Annotated in this window: 25 protein-coding genes; 10 read left to right on the forward strand and 15 right to left on the reverse strand. The window is 69.9% G+C overall.

Features of this window, described 5'->3' with window-relative positions; translation table 11 throughout:
• Nucleotides 1-212: 212 nt before the first annotated feature.
• The 3 genes from xth to VGN58_RS00725 all read right to left on the reverse strand — a co-directional run bounded on the left by xth (nucleotide 213) and on the right by VGN58_RS00725 (nucleotide 4,932).
• On the reverse strand, nucleotides 213-983 hold the full coding sequence (xth, locus tag VGN58_RS00715; protein ID WP_327480653.1) for an exodeoxyribonuclease III: 771 nt from the start codon (nucleotides 981-983) through the stop codon (nucleotides 213-215).
• A 28-nt stretch (nucleotides 984-1,011) separates the two neighbouring features.
• Nucleotides 1,012-2,571: an MFS transporter gene (locus tag VGN58_RS00720; RefSeq protein ID WP_327480655.1), complete on the reverse strand. Its 1,560-nt coding sequence runs from the start codon at nucleotides 2,569-2,571 to the stop codon at nucleotides 1,012-1,014.
• A gap of 834 nt (nucleotides 2,572-3,405) precedes the next feature.
• The gene (locus VGN58_RS00725; RefSeq protein WP_327480657.1) at nucleotides 3,406-4,932 is read right to left on the reverse strand and encodes a coniferyl aldehyde dehydrogenase; all 1,527 of its coding nucleotides are present in this window, start codon (nucleotides 4,930-4,932) and stop codon (nucleotides 3,406-3,408) included.
• Nucleotides 4,933-4,981: 49 nt separating this feature from the next.
• Here VGN58_RS00725 and VGN58_RS00730 point away from each other — a divergent pair, with 49 nt between their 5' ends.
• Nucleotides 4,982-5,542, forward strand: coding sequence for a gamma carbonic anhydrase family protein (locus VGN58_RS00730; protein WP_414710721.1), 561 nt, complete (start codon nucleotides 4,982-4,984; stop codon nucleotides 5,540-5,542).
• A 38-nt stretch (nucleotides 5,543-5,580) separates the two neighbouring features.
• Nucleotides 5,581-5,958 (forward strand): VOC family protein, encoded by a 378-nt coding sequence (locus VGN58_RS00735; RefSeq protein ID WP_327480658.1) that lies wholly within the window; start codon nucleotides 5,581-5,583, stop codon nucleotides 5,956-5,958.
• 13 nt (nucleotides 5,959-5,971) lie between these two features.
• Here the strand turns inward: VGN58_RS00735 and VGN58_RS00740 are convergent, their stop codons facing one another.
• Nucleotides 5,972-6,238: a YkgJ family cysteine cluster protein gene (locus VGN58_RS00740; RefSeq protein ID WP_327480660.1), complete on the reverse strand. Its 267-nt coding sequence runs from the start codon at nucleotides 6,236-6,238 to the stop codon at nucleotides 5,972-5,974.
• A gap of 168 nt (nucleotides 6,239-6,406) precedes the next feature.
• On the opposite strand from VGN58_RS00740, the gene VGN58_RS00745 reads away from it, so the two are divergent.
• The 6 genes from VGN58_RS00745 to VGN58_RS00770 all read left to right on the forward strand — a co-directional run bounded on the left by VGN58_RS00745 (nucleotide 6,407) and on the right by VGN58_RS00770 (nucleotide 13,293).
• The gene (locus VGN58_RS00745) at nucleotides 6,407-7,087 is read left to right on the forward strand and encodes an RDD family protein (protein WP_327480662.1); all 681 of its coding nucleotides are present in this window, start codon (nucleotides 6,407-6,409) and stop codon (nucleotides 7,085-7,087) included.
• A complete protein-coding gene (locus tag VGN58_RS00750; RefSeq protein ID WP_327480664.1) occupies nucleotides 7,084-8,082 on the forward strand; it encodes a stage II sporulation protein M in 999 nt (332 codons plus the stop codon). The genes VGN58_RS00745 and VGN58_RS00750 overlap by 4 nt, the downstream gene beginning before the upstream one ends.
• Nucleotides 8,072-9,637: a DUF4129 domain-containing protein gene (locus VGN58_RS00755; protein ID WP_327480666.1), complete on the forward strand. Its 1,566-nt coding sequence runs from the start codon at nucleotides 8,072-8,074 to the stop codon at nucleotides 9,635-9,637. The genes VGN58_RS00750 and VGN58_RS00755 overlap by 11 nt, the downstream gene beginning before the upstream one ends.
• Nucleotides 9,634-10,833, forward strand: coding sequence for a DUF4350 domain-containing protein (locus VGN58_RS00760; RefSeq protein WP_327480668.1), 1,200 nt, complete (start codon nucleotides 9,634-9,636; stop codon nucleotides 10,831-10,833). The genes VGN58_RS00755 and VGN58_RS00760 overlap by 4 nt, the downstream gene beginning before the upstream one ends.
• The gene (locus VGN58_RS00765) at nucleotides 10,830-11,831 is read left to right on the forward strand and encodes an AAA family ATPase (RefSeq protein ID WP_414710722.1); all 1,002 of its coding nucleotides are present in this window, start codon (nucleotides 10,830-10,832) and stop codon (nucleotides 11,829-11,831) included. Before VGN58_RS00760 ends, VGN58_RS00765 begins: the two co-directional genes overlap by 4 nt.
• A gap of 163 nt (nucleotides 11,832-11,994) precedes the next feature.
• Entirely contained in the window at nucleotides 11,995-13,293 is a 1,299-nt protein-coding gene (locus tag VGN58_RS00770; RefSeq protein ID WP_327480670.1) for a DUF58 domain-containing protein, read from the forward strand.
• Nucleotides 13,294-13,336: 43 nt separating this feature from the next.
• Here VGN58_RS00770 and VGN58_RS00775 read toward each other — a convergent pair whose 3' ends face one another.
• From VGN58_RS00775 to VGN58_RS00805, 7 genes are all read right to left on the reverse strand, one after another.
• Nucleotides 13,337-13,693: a hypothetical protein gene (locus VGN58_RS00775; RefSeq protein WP_327480672.1), complete on the reverse strand. Its 357-nt coding sequence runs from the start codon at nucleotides 13,691-13,693 to the stop codon at nucleotides 13,337-13,339.
• Between the two features lie 59 nt (nucleotides 13,694-13,752).
• The gene (locus tag VGN58_RS00780) at nucleotides 13,753-14,283 is read right to left on the reverse strand and encodes a hypothetical protein (protein WP_327480673.1); all 531 of its coding nucleotides are present in this window, start codon (nucleotides 14,281-14,283) and stop codon (nucleotides 13,753-13,755) included.
• Nucleotides 14,284-15,132 carry a shikimate dehydrogenase gene (gene aroE / locus VGN58_RS00785; RefSeq protein ID WP_327480675.1) on the reverse strand — a complete coding sequence of 283 codons (849 nt, stop codon included), beginning with the start codon at nucleotides 15,130-15,132 and terminating at the stop codon, nucleotides 14,284-14,286.
• A gap of 76 nt (nucleotides 15,133-15,208) precedes the next feature.
• Nucleotides 15,209-15,703, reverse strand: a complete 495-nt coding sequence (locus VGN58_RS00790; RefSeq protein ID WP_327480677.1) for a GNAT family N-acetyltransferase — start codon at nucleotides 15,701-15,703, stop codon at nucleotides 15,209-15,211.
• Complete coding sequence (gene hemB / locus VGN58_RS00795) at nucleotides 15,675-16,664, reverse strand: porphobilinogen synthase (protein ID WP_327480679.1); 990 nt, start codon at nucleotides 16,662-16,664, stop codon at nucleotides 15,675-15,677. Before hemB ends, VGN58_RS00790 begins: the two co-directional genes overlap by 29 nt.
• Nucleotides 16,665-16,761: 97 nt before the next feature.
• Nucleotides 16,762-17,010 (reverse strand): hypothetical protein, encoded by a 249-nt coding sequence (locus tag VGN58_RS00800; RefSeq protein WP_327480681.1) that lies wholly within the window; start codon nucleotides 17,008-17,010, stop codon nucleotides 16,762-16,764.
• Between the two features lie 72 nt (nucleotides 17,011-17,082).
• Complete coding sequence (locus VGN58_RS00805) at nucleotides 17,083-18,102, reverse strand: pteridine-dependent deoxygenase (RefSeq protein ID WP_327480683.1); 1,020 nt, start codon at nucleotides 18,100-18,102, stop codon at nucleotides 17,083-17,085.
• A 131-nt stretch (nucleotides 18,103-18,233) separates the two neighbouring features.
• Here VGN58_RS00805 and VGN58_RS00810 point away from each other — a divergent pair, with 131 nt between their 5' ends.
• Both VGN58_RS00810 and VGN58_RS00815 read left to right on the forward strand, forming a co-directional pair.
• The gene (locus VGN58_RS00810) at nucleotides 18,234-18,695 is read left to right on the forward strand and encodes a hypothetical protein (protein ID WP_327480685.1); all 462 of its coding nucleotides are present in this window, start codon (nucleotides 18,234-18,236) and stop codon (nucleotides 18,693-18,695) included.
• A gap of 7 nt (nucleotides 18,696-18,702) precedes the next feature.
• The gene (locus VGN58_RS00815) at nucleotides 18,703-19,191 is read left to right on the forward strand and encodes a hypothetical protein (RefSeq protein WP_327480687.1); all 489 of its coding nucleotides are present in this window, start codon (nucleotides 18,703-18,705) and stop codon (nucleotides 19,189-19,191) included.
• Here VGN58_RS00815 and VGN58_RS00820 read toward each other — a convergent pair.
• The 4 genes from VGN58_RS00820 to VGN58_RS00835 all read right to left on the reverse strand — a co-directional run bounded on the left by VGN58_RS00820 (nucleotide 19,107) and on the right by VGN58_RS00835 (nucleotide 23,524).
• Nucleotides 19,107-19,931, reverse strand: coding sequence for a transglutaminase-like domain-containing protein (locus VGN58_RS00820; RefSeq protein ID WP_327480689.1), 825 nt, complete (start codon nucleotides 19,929-19,931; stop codon nucleotides 19,107-19,109). The two genes, VGN58_RS00815 and VGN58_RS00820, sit on opposite strands and share 85 nt — an antisense overlap.
• A gap of 83 nt (nucleotides 19,932-20,014) precedes the next feature.
• Nucleotides 20,015-20,455: a cytochrome c oxidase assembly factor Coa1 family protein gene (locus tag VGN58_RS00825; protein ID WP_327480691.1), complete on the reverse strand. Its 441-nt coding sequence runs from the start codon at nucleotides 20,453-20,455 to the stop codon at nucleotides 20,015-20,017.
• Nucleotides 20,456-20,480: 25 nt separating this feature from the next.
• The gene (locus tag VGN58_RS00830) at nucleotides 20,481-22,706 is read right to left on the reverse strand and encodes a S9 family peptidase (protein WP_327480693.1); all 2,226 of its coding nucleotides are present in this window, start codon (nucleotides 22,704-22,706) and stop codon (nucleotides 20,481-20,483) included.
• A gap of 116 nt (nucleotides 22,707-22,822) precedes the next feature.
• Nucleotides 22,823-23,524, reverse strand: a complete 702-nt coding sequence (locus VGN58_RS00835) for a glutathione binding-like protein (protein WP_327480695.1) — start codon at nucleotides 23,522-23,524, stop codon at nucleotides 22,823-22,825.
• Between the last annotated feature and the right edge of the window lie 33 nt (nucleotides 23,525-23,557).

The following is a 23,557-nucleotide window of genomic DNA, read 5'->3' on the forward strand; positions in this document are numbered from 1 at the left end:
GTTCGAGACGCACCCAAGGCCCGTGGCACGGCAAAGGCCCGGCAGCGATACCGGGCCTTTGCTCGTTCTGGGTGCCGGGAATCCAGGGGTTTTCGACACGGATCAAAGCGAAGAAAGGCGGATAAAGAAAGAATGCTTTTTATCCGTTTCGATCCGCTCTTATCCGTGTCTGTCTCTCTCTCGGGTCTGCAATCGCGAGCGATGCGTTGGGTTCAGCCGCCCAGGCGGACCCATGCCGGGGCGTGGTCGCTCGGGCGTTCCCAGGTGCGCGGCTCGCGGTCGATGCCGGATTCCACCGCGCTTCCGCGCAGCGCATCCGACACCAGGGTCAGGTCGATGCGCAGGCCCAGGTTGCGGCGCAGGCCGCCCATCCGGTAGTCCCACCAGCTGTAGACGTTGGCCTCGTCGCTGTGCAGGCGGAAGGCGTCATGCAGGCCCAGCGCATACAGCCGCTGCAGCGCCGCGCGTTCGGCGGTGGACGTGAGGATGTGGTCGTCGTTCCACACCTTCGGATCGAACACGTCGCGGTCGTCCGGCGCGATGTTGAAGTCGCCCATCACCACCAGCTTGGGATGCACCTGCAGTTCGGCGGCGATCCAGTCGTGCACCGCGTCCAGCCAGCGCAGCTTGTAGGCGTATTTGTCCGTGCCCACGTCCTGCCCGTTGACCACGTAGAGGTTGACGATGCGGACGTCGCCCACGGTCGCGGCGATCACCCGCTTCTGCTCGTCCTCGAAGCCGGGAATGCCCACCTGCACGTCGCCGATGGGCCCGCGCGCCAGCAGCGCCACGCCGTTGTAGGTCTTCTGCCCGGCGAACACGCTGCGGTAGCCCAGCTCCGCCAGCGCAGTGTCGGGAAAGCGGTGATCCTCCAGCTTGGTTTCCTGCAGGCCCACGATGTCCGGCGCGAACGCGCCCAGCCACTGGGTGAGGTGCGGCAGGCGCACGTTGAGCGAATTGACGTTCCAGCTGGCGATCTTCATGGCGCCGATTCTAAGCGAGGACACCCGCTCACGCGCCCGGGGTGTCGTCGGCCACGGCCATGCTGTGGGCGGCGCCTTCGCCGTCGCGCATCAGCCGCGCCGCCATCCATGCGGCCAGCAGCATCATCGCCATGCCGAACACGGCGATGGCGCGCATGGCATCGGTGAACGCGGTGCGCGCGGTATCGACGACGCGCGCGCCGGTCGCGCCGCCGAGTTCGCCGGCCACGGTCACCGCGCCGCCCAGCGTCGACAGCGCGCGCGTCGCGTCGGCATCGCCCAGCGTCGCCGGTAGCGCGGGATCCAGCCACAAGCGGTAGGCCAGCATGCCCAGGCTGCCCAGCACCGCGATGCCGAGCGCGCCGCTCAGTTCGGCGCTGGTTTCCGCCAACGCGGACGCCGCGCCCGCGCGCTCCGGCGGCGCGGTGGTGATGATCAGCTCGTTGCCCACCGTGAACACCGGCGCCATGCCCAGGCTCATCGCCAGCATGCCGGCGATCAGGATCCACAGCCCGTAGGGCGGCACCACCAGCGCGGTGATGGCGAAGCCCGCCGCGGCCAGCAACAGGCCGCGCACCATCACCCGCCGCGCGCCCCAGTGCCGCGCCAGCCTGGGCGCCAGCAGCGAGCCGACGGTGAAGCAGAGCGACCACGGCACCGTGGCGATGCCGGCCTGCAAGGGCGTCAGTCCCAGTACCAGTTGCAGGTACTGGGTCATGAAGATGTACATGCCCATCATCGACAGGCCGGCCAGCGCGTAGGCGACGATGGCGGCGGAGAACGCCGGCCGCTGGAACAGGGTCACGTCCAGGAACGGGTAGGCCAGGTGCTTCTGCCGGCGCACGAACAGCACGCCCAGCACGATGCCGGACACGAACACGGCGATGCCGCGCGCATCCATGCCGTACTCGGCGATGCGCTTGAGTCCGTAGACCACGGCCAGCACGGCGAACAGCGACTGCGCCATGCTGGTGGGGTCGAGCCTGCCGGCGTCGGGATCGCGGTACTCCGGCAGCAGCTTCGGTCCCAGCACCAGCAGCAGCACCATCACCGGGACCGCCGCCAGGAACGCGGCGCCCCACCACCACCATTGCAGCAGCAGGCCGCCGACCAGCGGCCCGATGGCGCCGCCGACCGAGAACGCGGCGATCCAAACGCCGATGGCGAACTGCCGCTCGTGTTCGTCATGGAACATGTTGCGGATCAGCGACATCGTCGACGGTGCCAGCGTCGCGCCTGCCACGCCGAGCAGGGCACGCATCGCGATCAGCATCTCCGCGCTGCGCGAGAACGCCGCCAGCACCGACGCCACCGCGAACGCCGCCGCGCCGATCAGCAACAGCTTGCGCCGGCCGATGCGGTCGCCCAGCGTGCCCATGGTGATCAGGAAGCCGGCGACGAGGAAGCCGTACACGTCGACGATCCACAACAACTGGCTGGCAGTGGGATCGAGTTCGGCGCTGATCGCCGGCAGCGCCAGGTTCAGCACGGTCAGGTCCATCGCATAGACCATGCAGGGCAGGGCGATGATCGCCAGCCCGATCCATTCGCGACGGGTGGCTTTGGCGGGGATAGTGGTGGTCGACATGCGGATCCTTGCGGCGGGGTCTGACCATTCGACGGACGGGAGCATCCATTTTCGACGAAGTCGAGGGCGCCACGTGACCCCAAGTGCCGCCGTCTCCCAGGTCGCTCCAGACGCTGGGACCCCTGGAGCCCGCGCGTAACAACCCGATCCCGTCATCCCAGCGCATGCCGGGATCCATTTCGCGTTTGCGGTTGCGCCTTCCCGATGACCCGCGGCCGCCATGGGCCGTTCAAGGCAACCGCAGGATCAAACTGGGTCCCAGCTTTCGCTGGGACGACGGCAGCTGCGTCATCCCGGCGGCATTCGACCGCCCAGATGGCAACGCGTCATCCCGGCGAACGCCGGGACCCAGCGTCTTTCGCACGCGCCAGGCGCCGGGCATCCACACCGCACGCAACAACCCGATCCCGTCATCCCAGCGAAAGCTGGGATCCATTTTTGCGTCTGCGGTTGCGCCTGCCGAAGAGCCGCGGCCGCCATGGGCCGTTCAAGGCAACCGCAGGATCAAACTGGGTCCCAGCTTTCGCTGGGACGACGGCAGCCTCGTCATCCCTGCGGCATTCGACCGCCCAGATGGCAGCGCGTCATCCCGGCAAATGCCGGGACCCAGCGACTTTCGCGCGTACCCGGCGCCGGGCACCCACACCGCACGCAACAACCCGATCCCGTCATCCCAGCGCATGCTGGGATCCATTTCGCTCTTGCCATTGCGCCTTCGCGATGGGTACCAACACGGGGCTTGCCCGGCTGCGCGACGCTCCCGTTTCCCATCACCGGGCGGGTGGGTTCCCACCTTCGCGGGAACGACGGAAGCCATGTCGTTCAGGGGTGGCGCTAGCGGATGATGAAGTCGATGAAGCGCGCGACCTTCGAGTACGGCGGCTTCAGCAGGTCGCTGCCCGCGCGCCGCGGCTGCCACAGCACCGGCAGTGCCTTGCTCATCGCATCGAAGCCGGCACGGCCATGGTAGGCGCCCATGCCGCTGGGGCCGATGCCGCCGAAGGGCAGGGCGTTGATGCCGAAGTGCAGCACGGTGTCGTTGACGGTGATGCCGCCGGCCAGCGTGGTGCCGAGGATCTTCTCCACCCGCGCGCGGTCGTGGCTGAAGGGATACAGCGCCAGCGGCCGGTCGTGCGCGTTGACGTAGGCCAGGGCCTGGTCCAGCGAATCGACGGAGCGGATCGGCAGGATCGGACCGAAGATCTCGTCCTGCATCACCTTCGCGTCATCGCCGGGCTCGATCACCAGGGTCGGCGCGAACAGCCGCTGCGCGCGGTCGTGCGTGGGCGCCAGTGTGATCACGTCATGGCCGCGTTCGCGCGCATCGTCCAGATAGCTTTCCAGCCGCGCGAACTGGCCGTCGTTGATGATGCGGGTGAAGTCGCCGGCGTCGGACAGGTCGCCGTAGCGCGCCGCGACCTGCTCGCGCAGCGCCTGCACCAGCGCGTCGCGCCGGCTGCGGCCTATGAGCAGCACGTAGTCCGGTGCGATGCAGGTCTGCCCGCCGTTGAACCACTTGCCGGTCGCCAGGCGTGCGGCGGCCTGTTCCACCGGGAAATCGTCGCAGACGATGGCCGGCGACTTGCCGCCCAGTTCCAGCGTCAGCGGCGTCAGGTTCGGCGCCGCGGCGGCCATCACCTTGCGGCCGACGGCGGTGGAGCCGGTGAACACCAGGTGGTCGAACGGCAGCGCGGCGAACGCGCCCGCCACGTCGGCACCGCCGGCGGCGACGCTCACTCGGTCGGGTGGAAACACCTCCGCCAGCAGCGAGCGCAGGAAGGCGGTGGTGCGCGGCGTGTGTTCCGACGGCTTCAGGTAGACATGGTTGCCGGCGGCGATGGCGGTCGCCAGCGGGATCAGCGCCAGGTTGACCGGATAGTTCCACGGCGCGATCACGCCGACCACGCCCACCGGCGCCTGCCGGACCTCGGCGCGTGCGGGCCAGAAGCGCCAGCCCACGCCGACGCGCTTGGGCTTCATCCAGCGGCGCAGGTGCGAGGCCAGGTGGTCGATCTCGTTGAGCACGGTCATGCCGTCGGCGATCAGCGATTCGTGTCGCGAGCGGTGGCCGAAGTCGGCGGCGATGGTGTCGGCCACCTCCGGCAGCCGGCGCTTCAGCACCTCGCGCAGCCGCTGCAGGTCGTCGCGACGCTGGGCGTAGTCGGGCTTGCGCAACTGCCAGGCCTGGCGCAGACGGTGCAGGGTCGGGGCAAGATCGGCCACCGGCGTCTCGCTGTCCGGCGCGGGCGCGGTGGGTCGCGAACCGGTGGCGGTCTCCGCCGAGGCCGCCGTGATCGCGGCGTTGGCGGCGGTGATGGCCGCGTTGGCGGCGGTGGTGGCGGCGTGCGGAAAGGTCGTCATGGGCCGAGTGTATGCCTTCGTTCCGGAGCGGGCGCACTACAATCCCGGCATGGATCCGAATCTGACCGCGCTGCGCCCCTACCTTGACCGCTTTCCCGTCCTGGGGCCGCGCGTCTATGTCGACCCGGCCGCGACGGTCATCGGCGACGTGGAACTGGCCGAAGACGTGTCCGTCTGGCCGGGCACCATCCTGCGCGGCGACGTCAACTACATCCGCGTCGGCGCGCGCACCAACGTGCAGGACGGCACCATCGTCCACGTCAGCCATCACAGCCCGTACAACAAGGCCGGCTACCCGACGCTGATCGGTGCCGACGTCACCATCGGCCACGGCACCATCATCCATGCCTGCACCATCGAGGACCTCTGCCTGATCGGCATGGGCGCCTGCATCCTCGACGGCGCGACGGTGAAGAAGTACGGCTTCCTGGGTGCCGGCGCGGTGCTGGGCCCGGGCAAGGTGGTCGGCGAGGCCGAGCTGTGGCTGGGCAATCCGGCCCGCCTGGTACGCATGCTCAGCGAACGCGAAATCGAAAGCCTGCATTACTCGGCCGGCCACTACGTCAGGCTGAAGGACCGTTACCTCTCGCCCACGCCGCCTGTCGCATGATCAGTGGTGGCGCACCCCGCGCCGCCCGGGAGACCCGCATGGACTGGAAACCGGAGGGCTACACCTCGGTGGCCCCGTATCTCGTGGTCGACGGCGCGCAGCGCACGATCGACTTCCTCGTCGCCGTGTTCGGTGCCGAACCGTTGCGCCTGCATCCGATGGGCGAGCGGCTGGGCCATGCCGAAGTGCGCATCGACGACACCGTGCTGATGCTCGCCGACGGCATGGACGGCTGGCCGCCGGTGCCGTCGCACGTGCATCTCTACGTGCCCGACGTCGATGCCGCGTGGACGCGCGCGCTGGCGGCCGGCGGCGAACCGGTGCAGGCGCCGGAAGAAAAGGGCGACGGCGACCGCCGTGGCGGTGTCCGCGATGCCGGCGGCACCACCTGGTGGATCTCCACGCAGGTGCGGTGACGGCGGCGCGCCGTCATGGCGCCGTCGCCTGTTCCAGCGCGGCCAGCAGGGCCATCGCCTCGGCGCGGCTGGCGCCGCACATGTCGGGCCCGGGTTTCAGCGTGCGGCAGAAGGCGGGGCGTTCCGGCGCGCCGAACAGCCGGCAGCGCAAGGCGTCGTCCAGTTGCACGCAGGGCACGCCCACCGGCTTGCCCCGCGGCATGCCGGGGATCGGCGAGGTGATCGACGGCGCGGTGCAGCAGGCGGCGCAGCCGGGGCGGCAGGAGAAGGAAGTGTCCACGTCGGCGCGCAGTGTAGGGCCTGGCGTGGCTGGGCAAGGATGGCGTTCGCGGCTAAAGTCGCCCGACATGGGGAAGACGCATGGACAGCGGGACACACGGGTTCCACCACCTCGATCCGGTCACGGCCATCGCGCCGCCAGGGCAACCGCGCCCGTGGTGAGCGCCTGATGCTGGATACCTATCGCGAAGTCGTCACGCCGGAGGGCGTGGGCCTGCACCTGCCGGCGGCGGGTCCGGTGCCGCGTGCGCTGGCGTGGGGCATCGACCTGGCCATCCGGCTGGGCATCGTGCTGGTGATGGCCATGCTGCTGGCCCTGCTGGGCAAGGTGGGCCAGGGCCTGCACCTGATCGTGATGTTCCTGGTGTTCTGGGCGTATCCGATCGTGCTGGAGTCGGTCTGGCGCGGACAGACGCCGGGCAAGAAGGCGCTGGGGCTGCGTGTGGTGGCGATCGACGGCGCGCCGGTCGGCTGGCTGGCGGCGATCACCCGCAACCTGTTGCGGACCGTCGACATGCTGCCGTTCGGTTATGCCGCGGGGCTGGTCGCCTGCCTGGCCGACGCGCATTCGCGCCGCCTCGGCGACATGGTCGCCGGCACGCTGGTCGTGCATGCCGGACGCGAGCGCGACCACGCGCCGGCGCCGGTCAACACGGTGTTCGTTCCGCCGGCGCAGTTGTTGCCGGAGGAACAGGGTGCGGTCGTCGCCTTCGCCGAGCGCGCGCCGCAGCTGACGCCGTCGCGCCAGGAAGAACTGGCCAACCTCGCCCAGCCGATCACCGCCGCGCAGGGGCAGGCCGGCGTGCAGCGGCTGTACGGCATGGCCAACTGGCTGCTGGGCCGGCGATGAGGCAGGAACAGTTCGTCGCGCGCCACCAGGCCGAATGGCTCGCCTTCGAGTCGTGGCTGCACGCGCGCGGCGACAGCGCGCGGCGCGCACGGCGCGAGCACAACCAGGGCGAGCTGACCGACGAGGACGTGCCGGCGCGCTACCGCCGCATCTGCCAGCACCTGGCGCTGGCGCGCCGGCGCGGCTACAGCCCGGTGGTCGTCGATCGGCTGCAGGCGCTGATGCAGGCAGGCCACGGCGTGCTGTACCGCACGCCGCCGCCGCGCTGGCAGCGGGCGGCGCGCTTCCTGCTGGCGGACTTTCCGCGGCTGGTGCGCAGCGAGGCCGGCTGCATGTGGGTGGCGGCGGTGGTGTTCGTGGTCCCGCTGGTGCTGATGTTCGTGCTGCTGCAGGTCCGCCCGGAGCTGGTGTACAGCCTCGCCTCGCCCGAACAGGTGGCGATGTACGAGCGCATGTACGACCCCAGCGATCCCAGCCATGCGCTGGGCCGCGAAAGCGGCACCGACTGGCAGATGTTCGGCCACTACATCTGGAACAACATCGGCATCGGCCTGCGCACGTTCGCCGGCGGACTGCTGGCCGGCGTGGGCGCGCTGTTCGTGCTGGTGGTCAACGGCATCGGCATCGGCACGGTGTTCGGCCACCTGCAGCAGATCGGCTACGGCGATCCGCTGTGGCGGTTCGTGTGCGGGCATGCGCCGTTCGAGCTGACCGCCATCGTGCTGGCCGGCGGCGCCGGCCTGCGGCTGGGCCTGAGCCTGGTGGCGCCCGGCCGGCACCGACGCATCGACGCGCTGGCGATCGCCGGTGCCAAGGGCGCGCGGCTGTGCCTGGGCGTCGCCTTCATGTTGCTGGTCGCCGCCTTCATCGAAGCCTTCTGGTCCTCGACCCAGTCCATTCCGGCGGCGGTGAAGTACAGCGTGTCCGGCGTGCTGTGGACGCTGGTGGCGCTGTGGCTGGGCTTCGGCGGACGCGGGGTGGCCGATGAGGATTGAACAGTTGACCGTGCGCCTGCGCGCGCGCTCGGACTGGGAAGCCGTCGAGCTGGGCATGGCGCTGGTGCGCCAGCATGCGGGCGCCATCTGGAAGCCGTGGCTGTGGTTCACCCTGCCGGTGTTCGCGCTGCTCAACCTGGCTGCGTGGTCGATCGACCGGATGTGGGTCGCGGCGCTGCTGATGTGGTGGCTGAAGCCGGCGTTCGACCGCATCCCGCTGTACGTCATCTCGCGCGCGGTGTTCGGCAGCGTGCCGGGCACGCGCGAGACGCTGCACGCGCAGGCGCACTGGGGCCTGCGCACCCTGCCGCACCTGCTCACGTGGCGCCGCTTCAGTCCGGTGCGCTCGCTGTACATGCCCATCGACCTGCTGGAAGGCGTGCAGGGCGAGCGCCTGCGCCAGCGTCGTCGCGTGCTCGGCGGGCAGGCCTACGGCACGGCGATCCTGCTGACCTGGATCTGCCTGCTGTTCCAGGGCGTGCTGGTGCTGGGCGGCATCGTGGCGGTGGTCATGTACCTGCCACGGGACGTACTGCCCGACAGCGTGCAGGCGGCCTTCGAGATTGCCGCCATCGCGTGGCCCGCCTGGTTCGAGCTGGCCTGGAATGCGCTGGCCTGGGCGGCGATCAGCGTGATCGAGCCGTTCTATGTCGGTGCCGGCTTCGGCCTGTATCTCAACCGGCGCACGCAGATCGAGGCCTGGGACCTGGAGATCGTGTTCCGCAAACTGCGCGCCCGTCTGGCCGCCGCCGTACCGTTGGTGCTGGCGGCGGTGCTGTGGGCCGGTGCGGGCACGGCCGATGCGCAGGAGCGCCACGGCGCGCCGCCGGTGGCACCGGCGCCTGTGGAGACGACGGAAGCAGAGAAGCCGACGCCGCCGACCCTGCCGCGGGTGTTCGGCGACCAGCGCGTGGACGATCGTTCCTTCCGCGAGGCCGCCGACCGCGCGTACCGCGATCCCCTGCTCGGACGACAGCACGTGCAGTCCGGCTGGGAGCGACGCACGCCGGAGGAGAAGGAACAGGACGAGGAGGCACAGGACAGCGACCATGCCCTGCTGGCCGGCATCGGTACGGTGCTGGCCTTCATCGGCGAATGGGGCCTGTGGCTGGTAGCCGGCGCACTGCTGGTGGTGCTGCTGGCGAGCGTGCGCTACTGGTGGCCGTGGATGCGTGGCCTGGCCCGCGCACCGGTGGCCGACCCGGGGGCGCCGCAGACCGAAGCGCTGGTGCTGCCCGACGTCCTGCCCGAGGACATCGCCACCGCCGCGCGCCGGTTGTGGCGCGAGGGCCGTCCCCGCCACGCCCTGGCCCTGCTCTATCGCGCCAGCGTGGACAGCATGAGCCGGCGCGCCGACCTGGTGCTGCCGCCGGGTGCGACCGAAGCCGAATGCCTGCGCGCGTCCCGGCGCATGCCGCTGGCGGAGGACCGCCAGGTCTTCGCGCGCATCGTCCGCACATGGCAGTACGCCGCCTATGCGGAACGGCTGCCCGGCGATGACGAGTTCGACGCACTGGTCGGCGAACTGCAGCAGCGCTACGGGTGGGCGGCATGACGTCCGCGCGCCGCAACGGCCGGCTGGTGGGTGCGGCCCTGATCGTGGGGGTGGTGCTGCTGGTGCTGGTGGGCCTGTGGTTCCGGCACAGTTTCCACCGTGTCGAGAAGACGCTGTACCTGCCGCCCTCCGGCGAGGCCGCCTACAACCCGCTGTATGCGCTGGCCAGGACGCTGGACGCCGACGGAGTGAAGGTCGACGCACGCCAGCGCCTGATGCTGGACGACCACCCGCTCGCGCCCGGCGACACGCTGCTGCTGTTCAACGATCCGCGCGCGCTGTCGCCGCCCGAGGCCGAGCGGCTGCTGGCGTGGGTGGAGGAGGGCGGCCACCTGCTGATCCGCACGCCGGTGTACTCGCCCGGCGAGGACACCTCCGGTCCCAACGCGCCGCAGTCGGCGATGCTGGACCTGCTGTCGGCCTGGCTGGTGGACGAGGTGCCGTCGTGCGAGGACTTCCAGGTGGAAGGCGAGGACCATCACGTCGAGTTCTGCCGTGGCCGGCGCTTCGCCTTCGACGGCGTGGTGCCGGAACTGGCGTGGGGCGATCTGCAGAACGGTTACGTGTACGCCCGCATCGCCGTGGGCAAGGGCCATGCCGACGTGCTGGCCGACTTCGATTTCCTCGCCAACACCGCCACGCGCGGTCCGCTGCAGGAGGCGCTCGACGCACCGCCGGACGGCGGCCTGCGCGACGGTCCGCACCGTGCCCTGGCGCGGCAGGTGCTGGCGCCCAACTACCGCCAGGGCACCATGCACCTGGTCTACGCGGCCGAAATGCCGTCGCTGTGGCGCACGCTGTTCCTGCGTGGCTGGATGGTGTGGGCGCCGCTGCTGCTGGCGCTGGCCGCATGGCTGTGGATGCGCATGCAGCGGTTCGGGCCGCCGGTGCCGTCGCCGGCGGGCGAGCGCCGTTCGCTGCTCGAACACGTGCGCGCCAGCGGCGAACATCTCTATCGCTACGGCCGTGGCGTGATGCTGTATTCGGCGGTGCGCGCGGCCTTCCTCGCGCGGCTGCGCCGCCGCGATCCGGTCGCCGCCGCGCTCACCGGCGAGCCGCAGGTGGCCGCCATCGCCGAACGCACCGGCCAGCCGGCCGAACGCATCCGCACCGCCCTCAACGTTCCTGCCTCGCACGACCGGCAGGCCTTCCGCGACCGCATCGCCCTGCTGATCCAACTGAGAAACCGCCTATGAACGACGAGACTGCCGCCGCGCCGCCTGCGCTGCCGCCGATGCCGCGCAACGCCCTGTCCGACCGCGTCGAGGCGGTCCGCGAGGAAGTGTCGAAGTCCTTCATCGGCCAGCCCGACGTGCTGGACCAGATCCTCATCGCGCTGCTCGCCGGTGGCCACGTGCTGATCGAGGGCGTGCCCGGGCTGGGCAAGACGCTGCTGGTGCGCGCGCTGGCGCAGGCGCTGGAACTGACCTACGCGCGCGTGCAGTTCACCCCCGACCTGATGCCCAGCGACGTCAGCGGCCACGCCGTCTACGACCCGAAGACCGAGAGCTTCCAGATCCGTCGCGGCCCGGTGTTCACCCACATCCTGCTCGCCGACGAGATCAACCGCGCGCCGGCCAAGACCCAGTCCGCGCTGCTGGAAGTGATGCAGGAAGGGCAGGTGACCATCGAGGGCACCTCGTTCCCGCTGTCGCCGCCGTTCATCACCCTGGCCACGCAGAACCCGGTGGAACAGGAAGGCACGTATCCGCTGCCGGAAGCGCAGCTGGACCGCTTCCTGCTGAAGGTGCTGATCGACTACCCGTCGGTCGAGGACGAGAAGCGCATGGTCGACGCCATCACCACCGGCCGCACCGCCGCCGACTTCGACCTGTCGCAGGTCAGGCGCGTGCTCGGCGCCGCCGACATTGCCGCGATGCAGCGCGAGACCGCCGCCGTGCGCGTGGATCCGGAAGTGATCGACTACGCCGTGCGCATCGTCGCCGCCACCCGCAAGTGGCCGGGCATCGCGCTGGGCGCGGGGCCGCGCGGCAGCATCGCGCTGGTGCGCGCGGCGCGCGCGCAGGCGGTGCTGCAGGGCCGCGACTTCGTGACGCCCGACGACGTGCGGGACATCGCCCGTCCCGCCCTGCGCCACCGCATCACGCTGGCGCCCGAGCTGCAGATCGAAGGCCAGTCGCCGGACGACGCACTGCGCGCCCTGCTGGCGAAAGTGGACGCGCCGCGCAAATGATCCCCCACGCGGTCGCCCCCGCTCGCGCAATCCGCTCCCTCCCCCGCGTGCGGGGGAGGGTGGGGGTGGGGGCGCGCGGCGAGCTTGAGCGTTCGCCGACCTGTCCCGTCTCCGTTCGCCCCCATCCCAGCCTTCCCCCGCAGGCGGGGGAAGGGGCGCGTCCATGAGGCCTGCACCGCTGCTGATCCTGCTGATCGCGTGCTGGGGACTGGCCGGCCTGGCGGTGCCGTTCCTCGGTTGGCCGCTGTGGCAGTGGCAGGCCGTCGGCGCGGCGTTGCTGGTGCTCGCGGTCCTCGATGCGTGGCGGTTGCGGGGTCGGCCCACGCCGGAGACCGTGCGCGAGGTGCCCGAGGCGTTGCCGCTGGGCATCGAACGCGACGTCACGCTGTCGTTCGAGTCGCGGGTGAAGCAGCGGCTGGAGGTGTTCGATCTGCATCCGGGGGCATGGTCGTCGACGGGACTGCCGCGCGCGCTGACGCTGGCCCCGATGTCGGCGACCCGCATCACCTATCGCCTGCGCCCCGCCGTGCGCGGCGATGCGCAGTTCGACGGTGTGCAGCTGCGCCTGCGTTCGCCATTGGCGCTGTGGCGGCAGTCGCGCGTGGCCGGTGCGCCGCAGCGGGTACGCGTGTATCCGAACTTCGCACCGCTCACGCGCTTCGCACTGTTCAGTGCCGAACAGGCCTCGCGCCTGGTCGGCGCGCACCTGAAGCGCCGCCGCGGCGAAGGCACCGACTTCCACCAGATGCGCGAATACCGCGTCGGCGACAGCCTGCGCCAGGTCGACTGGAAGGCCACCGCACGCGCGCGCAAGTTGATCTCGCGCGAGTACCAGGACGAGAAGAACCAGCAGTTGATGATGCTGATCGACACCGGCCGCCGGATGATGGCGCGCGAGGATGCGCTGGGCCACTTCGACCATGTGCTCAATGCCTCGCTGGTGGTGTCCTACCTGGCGCTGCGGCAGGGCGATGGCGTGGGCCTGTTCGCCGCCGGCGGCGACAGCCGCTGGGTTGCGCCGCAGCGTGGCATGGCGGCCATCGATACGCTGCTGCGCGCCAGCTACGACCTGCAGCCGCGCCCGGTCGCCACCGACTACCTGGCCGCCGCCACGGAGCTCAGCCTGCGGCAGCGCCGCCGCGCGCTGGTGATGCTGGTCACCAACGTGCGCGACGAGGACATCGAAGACCTGCTCGCTGCCGTGCGCCTGCTGCAGAAGCGGCACCTGGTCTGCGTCGCCAGCCTGCGCGAAACCTCGCTGGACGAGGCGCTGGACGGCGACGTGCGCGACCTGCAGGGCGCGATCCATGCCGGCGCGGTCGCCCGCTATCTGGAACAACGCACGGCCGCGCACGACGCATTGCGCAGTCATCGGGTCATGGTGCTGGACGTCACCGCGGACGAACTGCCGGCGGCGCTGGTGGAACGCTATCTGGCGGTGAAGCGCGACGGCGTGTTGTAGGCGCTGTTGCGCGGGCCTGCGTCACCCGCGTCGGGACGCTACCTCAGGCGCGCGCCGCCGCTCCGGCCTGCATCGCCTGGCAGGCGCCCCAGATCAGCATCACCAGGCCGATCGCGGACACCACCCCCAGCAGCATGCCGACCGCGCCGAACAGACCCATCGCACCGCTCAGTGCGGCATAGCCATCGGTGGCGCTGTTGATCATCCACGCCTGCCATACGCCCATCACGCCACGGAGCAGGGTGGTGAGCAGCATCAGCACCGCCCCGGCCAGCGCCAGTGTGCGGCCGGGTGCCGCAGGCGCCCACATCGCCAGCATCGCGACGCCGGCCACGCAGGCGAGCAGATCGGGAAGCTGGTAGCCCAGCATCGTCAGCATCTGGGTGAGGAATCCGTCCATGCATTTTTCTCCAATAGTGTTCTGTCGCAGCCTAACCTAGTCGGCGGTAACGCTCGGTTTCACACGGGCGAGATGGTCAACCAGAGGAAGCAGCGCAGGCGGGGCGTGCCCTCGAACGCATCTAGGGTGAGCTTCTCGAGCTGGACGTCGGCTACACGAAGGCGATGCTTGGCGAGCGCTGCCCGGTACCCGGTGACCATCTGCGAGTCTGAAACCGCCTGCAGGAAGGGGCGTCGCAGCGCCAGCAAGGCGGGGTCGTCGTGGTTGCCGGAAGGTCGCTGTGCATCTTCAAAAGCCTGCGGTGCCGATGTCCGCAGGAGCGCGAGCAGTTCCTCCTGAAAGTCGGCTTCGAGCATGCGCTCGTGCAGTACCGCGAGATCCAGTCGAGTCGTTGTCCGAGCGTCGGCAATCGCATCGAGCGCGTCGGCGAAATTCGTGAAGCCGACGTCGGCAGAGGCTTCGTAACGCAGAACGTGGACGGCAGGCAGGGTGTCGGAGGCCGTACGCACCTCATGGATCCATCCTGCTTCAGCGCGGGGAATCGCACAAAGCAGCGTGAGGAAGAGCGCGGATGTCAGGCGCAGCGCCATTCAATCCGCCGTCACCAGCACCTTGTCCCGGTCGCGCAACGCGGCGTACACGGCATCCGTCTCCGGTCGCACGCCGTGCCAGTGCTCGAACGCTTCGGCGGCCTGTTCCACCAGCATGCCCAGGCCGTCCACCGCGTCGTGGCAGCCGGCGGCGCGTGCCCAGGCGAGGAAGGGGATCGCGGCTTCGCCATAGTTGAGGTCCACCGCCAGCGTGCGCGGGGTGGCCAGCGTGAAGGGCAGGGTGAAGGCGCCCTGGTCCTGGCGCGCGGCGGAGGTCGCGTTGACGATCAGCGAGAAGTCGCCGAGGTCGCGCAGGTCGTCCCAGTAGCGCGAGTGCGCGCGATCCGGTTCGCCCAGCGCGTCGGCCAGCGCGTCTGCGCGCTCGGCCGTGCGGTTGACGATGATCAGTTCGCTGACGCCGGCGTCCAGCAGCGCCGGCGCCACGCCACGCGCGGCGCCGCCGGCACCGAGCAGCAGCGCGCGGCGTGCGCGCAGGTCCAGGCCGTGGCGCTCCGTCAGGTCGCGGACCAGGCCGGCGCCGTCGGTGTTGTCGCCATGCCACTGGCCGTCGTTGCGGGTCAGCGTATTGACCGCGCCGGCGCGCCGCGCTCGGTCGCTGGTCTGGGCGCAGATCGCGAAGGCGGCTTCCTTCAGCGGCAGGGTGACGTTGGCGCCCGCACCCCCGTCGTCGGCAAAGCGGTCGAGGCCGGCGACGAAGTCGTGCGCGGGGGTGTCGATGGCGGTGTAGTCCAGCGCGATGCCGACCTGCTGCGCGAAGGCGGCATGGATGCGCGGCGAGAGCGAATGGGCGACGGGATGGCCGAAGACGGCGTAGCGCTGGCTGGACATGGCGTGCGGAATCCCCGGCGTTGGAGGGAGGCGACGGGGACGGGCACAGGCGCCGTCCCCGCTGGTTGCCGGCAGTCTACTCCGCGCCGTAATCGCTGCGCAGCCACCGCACATACACATGCTGGGTCTTGGCGAGCGTGAAGCCGGCGGACGGATAGAACGCGTGCGATTCCGGCCGTGCGACGTTCGAACGCACGAAGACGTCGTGGCCGCCCCGGTCGCGGATCCAGCCGCAGGCCGCGTCCACCAGCCGCTGACCCAGGCCCAGGCGACGCGCCCGCGGATCGACGATCAGCGCGGTGATCTCGGCACGGTGGCCGAACTCGATCATCAGCCGCCACTCCGCGGCCACCATGCCCAGCAGATCGCCATCGTCGTTCGACGAGGCCGCCACCTTCACCGCATGCGCGGGCGATGCCAGCAGGGTGGCCAGCCGTTTAGTCATGCCGCCGGCGTCCACCGGGTAGGCCAGCAGCGTGCACAGGCGCGCCAGTTCGCCCGCAACGTCATGCCGCGCATCGCCGCTGACGACGGACGTAATGTCAGCCGTTCCGCAACCAGTGCGCCGCATCCAGCGCGAAGTAGGTCAGCACGCCATCGGCGCCGGCGCGCTTGAACGCGGTGAGCGCTTCCAGTGCGCAGGCCTTCTCGTCCAGCCAGCCGTTCGCCGAGGCGGCCTTGATCATCGCGTACTCGCCGCTGACCTGGTACGCGAATGTCGGCACGCCGAACTCGTCCTTCACCCGCCGGATCACGTCCAGGTACGGCAGGCCCGGCTTCACCATCACCATGTCCGCGCCTTCCTCCAGGTCCAGCGCGATCTCGTGCAGGGCCTCGTTCGAGTTGGCCGGGTCCATCTGGTAGGTGAACTTGTTGCCCTTGCCGAGGTTGCCGGCGCTGCCCACCGCGCTGCGGAACGGGCCGTAGAAGGCGCTGGCGTACTTGGCGGCGTACGACATGATGCGGGTGTTGATGTAGCCCGCGTTCTCCAGCGCCGCGCGGATCGCGCCGATGCGGCCGTCCATCATGTCGCTGGGCGAGAGGATGTCGACGCCCGCGGCGGCATGCGCGAGGGACTGCTTCACCAGCGCTTCGATGGTCTCGTCGTTGAGGATGTAGCCGGTGTCGTCGATCAGTCCGTCCTGGCCGTGGGTGGTGTACGGGTCCAGCGCCTGGTCGCTCATCACGCCCAACTCGGGGAAGCGCGACTTCAGCGCGCGGATCGCGCGCGGGATGATGCCGTCCTCGTCCCAGGCGATGCGGCCGTCGGCGGTCTTGGCCGCCGGATCGGGCACACCGAACAGGTCCAGCACCGGCACGCCGAGTTCCAGCGCTTCCTCGCCCACGCGGAGCAGTTCGTCGATCGACAGCCGTTCCACACCCGGCATCGAGGCCACCGGCACGCGGCCTTTTTCCTCGTGCACGAACACGGGATAGATCAGATCGTTGGTGGTCAGCACGTGCTCGCGCATCAGCCGACGCGAAAACTCGTCGCGGCGCATGCGACGCGGGCGGATATGGGGATAGGCCATCACGGGCTCCTGGCAGAGCGGCGAATGATACGCCGGTGACCCCGGGAGCGGCCTGCGGCAGGCGGTCGCAGCGCGGAACGCTGCGTCCGCCGCGGGATCAGACGATGCCGCCGCCCAGCGACAGGCGGATGATGCCGACCACGATCACGATGCCGTTGAGCAGCAGCCCGGCCTTGGCACGGCCGCGGTTCCCGGTCCGCGTGAACAGGATGCCGATGGCGGCGATGATGGCGCCGACGGCGGCGAACGGGATCACCAGCCAGTTCGCGGCTCCCAGCAGGGGAATAAGGGCGAGGATCATCAGGATCATCGCGACGATGCCCCACAGCAGGCTGATCAATCCCATCGAACGTACTCCGGCATCGGGCGCGCGAGACGGCGCCTCATGCCCTCACTATGTGGTCGGCCGGCAGGCGCTTCAAGCACCGACGCCGTGCATGCCCTCGATCTCGACCAGCAGTTCGCGGCGGCAGACATCGGCGTGCAGCATCAGCCACGGCACCCGCGTGCCCAGTCGCGCTTCCAGCTGGGCGGCGACGGCATCGGCATCGTCGGCATCGCTGACGTAGACCTTCAGGCGCGAACTGGCGTCCATGTGCGGCGGCAGCGACGGCGCATGCGCGCGCGCGGCGCCGAGCAGGCTGTCGAGGTTGGTCAGGGTTTCGTCCAGCTGCGCGCGCAGCGAGTCGGCGTGCTGCGACGCGTGGCCGACGATGCTGGCGGTGCCGGACAGCAGCAGCGGCACGCGCGGCGACGGCGGCAGCAGCGCCCGCGCGAACGTGGGCGACTGTGGACCGTATTCGCGTGGATACCGGTAGGCGCTGACCTGGCGGGGATTCTCCAGCGGCAGGCCCGGCTCGCGGGCGGCCAGCCAGTACACCTGCAGCACGCGACGGCCGTCGCGGCTGCCGATCGCGGTGGCGGCCGGCAGCAGGCGCGTGTCGACGTCGCCCAGCCCCTGCACGCGGCCCACGCAGAACTGCCGGTAGCGCTCGGCATCGCCGTCGCCGTCGGTGATCGCGTCGAAGTAGTTCCAGATCCGCAGCAGGTGCGGATAGCCGCTGTCGCGCCAGAACGCCGCCATCGTCGCATAGGCATGGGCGCTGGCGTGCAGGATGCCGCCTTCGGGCTCTTCCCACTCCACCACGCCGAACATCAGGGCACCGTCGTGACTGTAGCGCACGGCGCCGTCGCGTCCCGTCGTCACCGGCCCGCTCGCGCGCCAGACTTCGTAGGGCGCGGCGGCTTCCCGCAGCGGCGACAGCGGCACGCGCAGGTAGCGGGGATCGTCGATGCTGGCGGTGGCCGGCGCCAGCGCCCCGAAGCCGAAGACCGCCAGCGTCTCCGGCAGACCCAGCAACGCCTGCGGCGAGGGGGCATGGATGTAGTCGACGGCCAGCCGCTGCGGCGCGGGAGGCTGGTCGGGGGCGGCGCTCATCGTGCGGGAAACAAAGGCATGTCGGGCCGAAATGATAACCCGCCCACCCCGTCACGCCGGCGCTGCCCGGGCTGTGCCAACATTCAGGGCATGCGGCGGAAGATCGCCCTGACTCCCGTGGAGAAGCCGTCATGACGTTCCGCCTCGTTCCCGTCGTGTTCGTCGCGCTGCTGGCCGCCGGCTGCGCCAGCAGTTCCAAGGTCATGCTGGGCCAGGCGCGCCCGGCCATCGATCCGTCGCAGGTGCAGGTCTACCGCACCGCGCCGGCCGGTGCGCAGGAAATCGCGCAGCTGGAATCGAAGAGCGCGGTCGGCTTCGGCACCCAGGGCCAGACCGACGCCGCCGTGGCCCGCCTCAAGCGCGAAGCCGCCGCCCTCGGCGCCAATGGCGTGGTTCTGATCGGCGTCGGCTCCAGCGGCTCCCCCGTCGGCATGTCGGTGGGCGCCGGCAGCTACGGCCGCCACTCCGGCGGCGGCCTCAGCATGGGCATCCCCACTACGCAGAAGCAGGCCGCGGGCGTGGCGATCTACGTGCCGCCGGGGACGGTGGTGGATCCGACCAGCGTGGTACCGGCGCCGGCCCCGAAGAACTGAGGCGGCCATGGCGAGATTCCCGAAGATAGAAATGGCCTGTCCGCTGCCCGCCGAACGGCAGCGATGCCTGGCGGGCTTCTGCGGCCATTGCGGCAAGTCGGTCCAGCGACTGGACGGCATGGACGATGTGCAGCGGGCCGAGTGGCTGGCCCAAGCCTCCGGTCCCGTCTGCGTGTCCTACCACTTGCCGCGGCCGATGATCACCGTACTGGCTGTCGCCGCATTGCTGGCCACCGCACCCGCGATGGCCGACCAGCCTTATGCGTCGCTCGCCCGGACGAATGCACCGGCAGTAAGCGCTGTCGACGATGGCGAGGACAGAGGGCTGGAGCTCATCATGGTCGGTGGTATCGCCGATCCGGATGCGTTCGAGTGGATCGACGAGACGGGCCTGCCCGACCTGCCGCAGCGTCAGGTGGAAGGGACGCTCGAGGAGCGTGCCGGCGCGCCATCGCGGCCGGCGGGACCTGTTTCTGGCGAAGTCACCGGCGCGTAGGCATCCACGATGCGCAATCGACGGATGCCGTCCAGCAGGCGAGGCATCCCTGCCGGATTGCCATCGCCGACGTGCAATGCGATGTGGCCGGCGTCGAACGCGCCCAATCCGGCGTCGTAACTGGTCCAGCGGCGGCCATCCCAGGCCTGCACCCACATATGCGGGCTGAAGACATGGGCCTGTCCGGTGAAACGGCTCGAATACGCGATACCGGATACCACCCGAGTGGGAATGCCACGAGCACGCGCGACTGCCGCCAACAGCACGGCACTTTCGGTGCAGTCGCCCGAACGCTTGGCGAGGGCATCACTGGCGGACCGGTATTCACTGAACGAGATGGGACCCGTCATGTGCTCACGCACCGCATTCGCCAGCGACTGCATCCGTGAGTGGGTGGTCCAGCCGCGCGAATGCGTCCTGGCAAAGCTGCGAACGGACGCGTTGTCGCTGTCCACGTAGCGGTTGTTCCGGCTGTAGCGGTCCAACGCCTCCGCATCAGGCGGGGGTTCGTCGCCGCAGTCGCGGCAGATGCGCAACAGCACGGTGTCGCCGACGGAGGCAACCTGCTGTTCGTGAGTGCGGGGCCAGGACCAGGCAAGGCCTTCCTGCGTCAGTCGATACTCGATGACACCGTGCCGTGCGGCGCTGGAGAGGCGGTACGGAGATGGCACAAGCAGCGGGCGAAGCCAGGCGCGGCTGCCCTCGCGCGCGTCCTGTGCATGCGCTTCCTGTGCCTGCACGCCGACGGGCGCCCCGCAGGTCAGCAGCAGCGCGAGCGCTGCCCGGTATCGCCGACGCGCTGAGCCTGTCCGACCTCCAGTCCTCAAGGGGTCGGCTCGGGAGAGGCTGAGCCGCCCTCCAGCACGACCCGCTCGCCGCCGTCCACGTTCACCGCGAGCGTCTCGTAGCGCCACTCACCGGCGCGCTTCTCCGCGACCACGTAGAGCGTGCCGTCCGCTCGTGCACCGTCGAGGGGAATCGCCAGGTCGGCTTCGCCGCTGGCTCCACTGGTACTGATGTTTCCCTGTACGAAAAAGCCCGCACGGATCGGTTCGCCAAGCGCGGCGATGACGGCAGGGTCGGACTGCGCACGCGTGAGGGCTTGCTGATACGGGGCGGAGGATTTGATGGCGCCGAAGACCAGCGCCACGATGCCGAAGACGAAGGCGGCGAACAGCGCCAGCAGCAGTGCGCCCAGCACCGGTACGCACCACTTCCAGTTGCGTTGCCACCAGTTGGGGTGAGCGGGGACGTGCGTCGACATCGCGATGCTCCTGGTGGGTGCGGAATCAGGGCTTCAGGCAACGGGCGAAGAAATCCTCGGTCAGGCGGTAGCGGTGCAGCAGGTCGCTGCCGCGCAGGCCGTGCTTGGCGCCCGGGTAGGTCATCAGCTCGAACGGCGTACCGCGCTTCTGCAGGTCGCTCATCAGCCTGGTCGAGTTGGTGAACAGCACGTTGTCGTCGGCCATGCCGTGGATCAACAGCAGCTTCGAGCGCAGGCCGTCGAGGTGGGTGAACACACTGGCTTCGTGGTAGCCGGCCTCGTTCGCCTTCGGCAGGTCCATGTAGCGTTCGGTGTAGTGGGTGTCGTACAGCGCCCAGTCGGTGACCGGCGCGCCCGACACGCCGCAGGCGTAGGCCTCGCTGTGCTTGGCCAGCAGCATCAGCGTCATGTAGCCGCCGTTCGACCAGCCGTACACGCCGATGCGCGCCGGATCGACGAACGGCTGCGCCTTCAGCCATTCCACGCCGCGCAGCTGGTCGTCCACTTCCACCGTGCCCTGCCTGCCGTACAGCGCGCCGCCGAACGCCGCGCCGCGCCGCGGCGTGCCGCGGTTGTCCAGCGAGAACACCACATAGCCCTGCTGGGCGAGGTACTGGTTGAAGAAGGCGTCGCTGCGGCCCGGCCAGGCGCGGGTGACGGTCTGTGCGGCGGGGCCGCCATAGACGAACACGACGACGGGGTACTGCTTCTTCGGGTCGAAGTTCGCCGGCTTGATCAGACTGTAGTGCAGCGGCGTCTCGCCGTCGGCCGCCGTCAGCGTGCCGAACGTGGTCGGCTGGTGCGCGGCGAGGTACTTCGCATACGGATGGCCTGCATCGGTGGCATCGTTTTCCAGCAACGTCGTCAGCCGGGTGCCGTCCGCCTTGAACAGTTCGATCTGCGGCAGCGTGGTGTCGCTGGACCAGCTGTCGACGAAGACGCTGGCGTTGCGCGCGAAGCTGGCGGCATGCACGCCGGGCGCCGCCGTCAGTCGACGGGGTTCGCCACCGGCGAGCGGAACGGCATAGGCATGGGTTTCGGTCGCACCGTCGCGGGTACCGCTGACGTAGGCCAGGCCGGCGGCTTCGTCGACCGCCAGCACGCCGTCGACCACCCACTCGCCCTGCGTCAGCGCGGTCAGCGCAGAGCCGTCTTCGGAGGCGACATACAGATGCTCGAACCCGCTGCGTTCGGACGACCACAGGAAGCGCCCATCCTTGAGGAACCTCAGGTCGTTGTGCAGCGGCACCCACGTCGTCGAGGTCTCGGTCACCAGCGTGCGCTGCCGGCCGGTCGCCAGCGTGGTCTCGATCAGTTCGAGCGTCTTCTGGTCGCGCGACTGACGCTGGAACGTCAGGCGCTGCGGGTCACGCCAGTCCACGCGGGCCAGGTAGATGTCCGGGTTCTTACCGAGGTCGATCCAGCGCGGCCTGGCGCCGGCCTTCGGCGCGATCACGCCCAGCTGCACCAGCACGTTGTGGTCGCCGGCCGCCGGATAGCGCTGCTCGATCACCTCCGTGCGGTCGGGATAGACCTCGTAGCGCTTCTGGATCGGCACCGGCGTTTCGTCGATGCGCGCGAAGGCGATGGCGGAGTCGTCCGGCGCCCACCAGTAGCCGGTGTGGCGGTCCATTTCCTCGTCGGCCACGAATTCGGCCACGCCGTTGCCGATGGTGTCGCTGCCGTCCCCGGTGAGCTGCACTTCCTTGCCGCTGACCAGGTCGATGACCCACAGGTTGCGGCCGCGGATGAAGCTGACGAAGCCGCCCTTCGGCGAGATCTTCGGATCGGTGGCGAAGCCGCCGCCGTTCGTCAGCTTTCGCACGGCCTCCTTGCCCGTCTTGGACAGGTCGTAGAAGTACAGCTCGCCGCCGAGCGGAAACAGCATCGCCTTGCCGTCGGGCGACCACTGATAGTCGACGATGCCGGACAGCGCGGCGATGCGCTGGCGCTCGCGGCGCGCCTTCTCCTCGTCGCTCAGCACTTCCTCGCCCGGCAGCACCACCGACGCATCCACCAGCAGGCGCGTCTGCCCGCTGGCGATGTCGTATTCCCACAGGTCCAGCCGATTGCGGTCGGTGTCCTTGCCGCGCAGGAAGGTCACCCGCGATCCGTCCGGCGCCACCTGCGGCCTGGTCAACGTGGGGCCGGTCAGCGGCGCGCTGCCGGTGATGGCCTCCAGCGTGAGTTTTTCGGCGTGGGCGGGCAGGGTGGTGGCGAGGGTCATCAGGGCGAACAGGGCAAGGCGCATCGGATTTCTCGGGCGGCGGGGCCGGTCAGGCCCGGATTATTGCACCCGTGCACCGCTGCGTGCGCGACGCGTACGGCGGCGCGAACCGACACCGCGCATCGTGCGCATGGCGCACGCTACCGGCCGAACAGGTGCTTGCGCTCCTCGTCGGTCAGCGGCTTGCCGGCATCCGGATTCACCTGCGTCTTCAGCGCGTACGCGCGCTGTACGGCCGGGCGCGCGGCGATCTCCGCATGCCACCGCTGCAGGGCGGGATAGGGCGTCATGTCCAGCGGCGCCTTGTCGTAGGCGTTGACCCAGGGATGGATCGCCATGTCGGCGATGCTGTAGTCGTCGCCTGCCACGTAGGCATGCTTCGCCAGCTGCGTGTCCAGCACGCCGAGCAGGCGCTGCACTTCGCGCGTGTAGCGATCGATGGCGTAGGGGATCTTCTCCGGCGCATACACGGTGAAGTGGCCGTACTGCCCGCTCATCGGGCCCAGGCCGGCCATCTGCCACATCAGCCACTGGTTCACTGCCACCTTCTGGCGCGTGTCGCCGCCGAAGAAGCCGCCGCTCTTGTTGGCCAGGTACAGCAGGATGGCACCGGACTCGAACACGCTGATCGGCTCGCCGCCGTCGGCGGGCGCATGGTCGATGATCGCCGGCATCTTGTTGTTGGGCGAGAACGCCAGGTAATCCGCCTTGAACTGGTCGCCCTTGCCGATGTTGACCGGCACGATGCGGTAATCGAGCCTGGCGCCGGCCTCGGCCAGTTCTTCCAGCAACAGGGTGATCTTGTGGCCGTTCGGGGTAGGCCAGTAATGGAGGTCGATCATGGCGGATTCCGGAGGGAGGGGAGGCTTGCGAGT

This window comes from Pseudoxanthomonas sp. (genome assembly GCF_035999195.1).
Taxonomy (GTDB): domain Bacteria; phylum Pseudomonadota; class Gammaproteobacteria; order Xanthomonadales; family Xanthomonadaceae; genus Pseudoxanthomonas_A.

Coding starts and splice junctions, on each gene's coding strand:
- xth (WP_327480653.1), bottom strand. CDS start 983: ATGAAGATCGCCAGCTGGAACGTCAATTCGCTCAACGTGCGCCTGCCG.
- VGN58_RS00720 (WP_327480655.1), bottom strand. CDS start 2,571: ATGTCGACCACCACTATCCCCGCCAAAGCCACCCGTCGCGAATGGATC.
- VGN58_RS00725 (WP_327480657.1), bottom strand. CDS start 4,932: ATGACGACCTTTCCGCACGCCGCCACCACCGCCGCCAACGCGGCCATC.
- VGN58_RS00730 (WP_414710721.1), top strand. CDS start 4,982: ATGGATCCGAATCTGACCGCGCTGCGCCCCTACCTTGACCGCTTTCCC.
- VGN58_RS00735 (WP_327480658.1), top strand. CDS start 5,581: ATGGACTGGAAACCGGAGGGCTACACCTCGGTGGCCCCGTATCTCGTG.
- VGN58_RS00745 (WP_327480662.1), top strand. CDS start 6,407: ATGCTGGATACCTATCGCGAAGTCGTCACGCCGGAGGGCGTGGGCCTG.
- VGN58_RS00750 (WP_327480664.1), top strand. CDS start 7,084: ATGAGGCAGGAACAGTTCGTCGCGCGCCACCAGGCCGAATGGCTCGCC.
- VGN58_RS00755 (WP_327480666.1), top strand. CDS start 8,072: ATGAGGATTGAACAGTTGACCGTGCGCCTGCGCGCGCGCTCGGACTGG.
- VGN58_RS00760 (WP_327480668.1), top strand. CDS start 9,634: ATGACGTCCGCGCGCCGCAACGGCCGGCTGGTGGGTGCGGCCCTGATC.
- VGN58_RS00765 (WP_414710722.1), top strand. CDS start 10,830: ATGAACGACGAGACTGCCGCCGCGCCGCCTGCGCTGCCGCCGATGCCG.
- VGN58_RS00770 (WP_327480670.1), top strand. CDS start 11,995: ATGAGGCCTGCACCGCTGCTGATCCTGCTGATCGCGTGCTGGGGACTG.
- VGN58_RS00775 (WP_327480672.1), bottom strand. CDS start 13,693: ATGGACGGATTCCTCACCCAGATGCTGACGATGCTGGGCTACCAGCTT.
- VGN58_RS00780 (WP_327480673.1), bottom strand. CDS start 14,283: ATGGCGCTGCGCCTGACATCCGCGCTCTTCCTCACGCTGCTTTGTGCG.
- aroE (WP_327480675.1), bottom strand. CDS start 15,132: ATGTCCAGCCAGCGCTACGCCGTCTTCGGCCATCCCGTCGCCCATTCG.
- VGN58_RS00790 (WP_327480677.1), bottom strand. CDS start 15,703: ATGCGGCGCACTGGTTGCGGAACGGCTGACATTACGTCCGTCGTCAGC.
- hemB (WP_327480679.1), bottom strand. CDS start 16,664: ATGGCCTATCCCCATATCCGCCCGCGTCGCATGCGCCGCGACGAGTTT.
- VGN58_RS00800 (WP_327480681.1), bottom strand. CDS start 17,010: ATGGGATTGATCAGCCTGCTGTGGGGCATCGTCGCGATGATCCTGATG.
- VGN58_RS00805 (WP_327480683.1), bottom strand. CDS start 18,102: ATGAGCGCCGCCCCCGACCAGCCTCCCGCGCCGCAGCGGCTGGCCGTC.
- VGN58_RS00810 (WP_327480685.1), top strand. CDS start 18,234: ATGACGTTCCGCCTCGTTCCCGTCGTGTTCGTCGCGCTGCTGGCCGCC.
- VGN58_RS00815 (WP_327480687.1), top strand. CDS start 18,703: ATGGCGAGATTCCCGAAGATAGAAATGGCCTGTCCGCTGCCCGCCGAA.
- VGN58_RS00825 (WP_327480691.1), bottom strand. CDS start 20,455: ATGTCGACGCACGTCCCCGCTCACCCCAACTGGTGGCAACGCAACTGG.
- VGN58_RS00830 (WP_327480693.1), bottom strand. CDS start 22,706: ATGCGCCTTGCCCTGTTCGCCCTGATGACCCTCGCCACCACCCTGCCC.
- VGN58_RS00835 (WP_327480695.1), bottom strand. CDS start 23,524: ATGATCGACCTCCATTACTGGCCTACCCCGAACGGCCACAAGATCACC.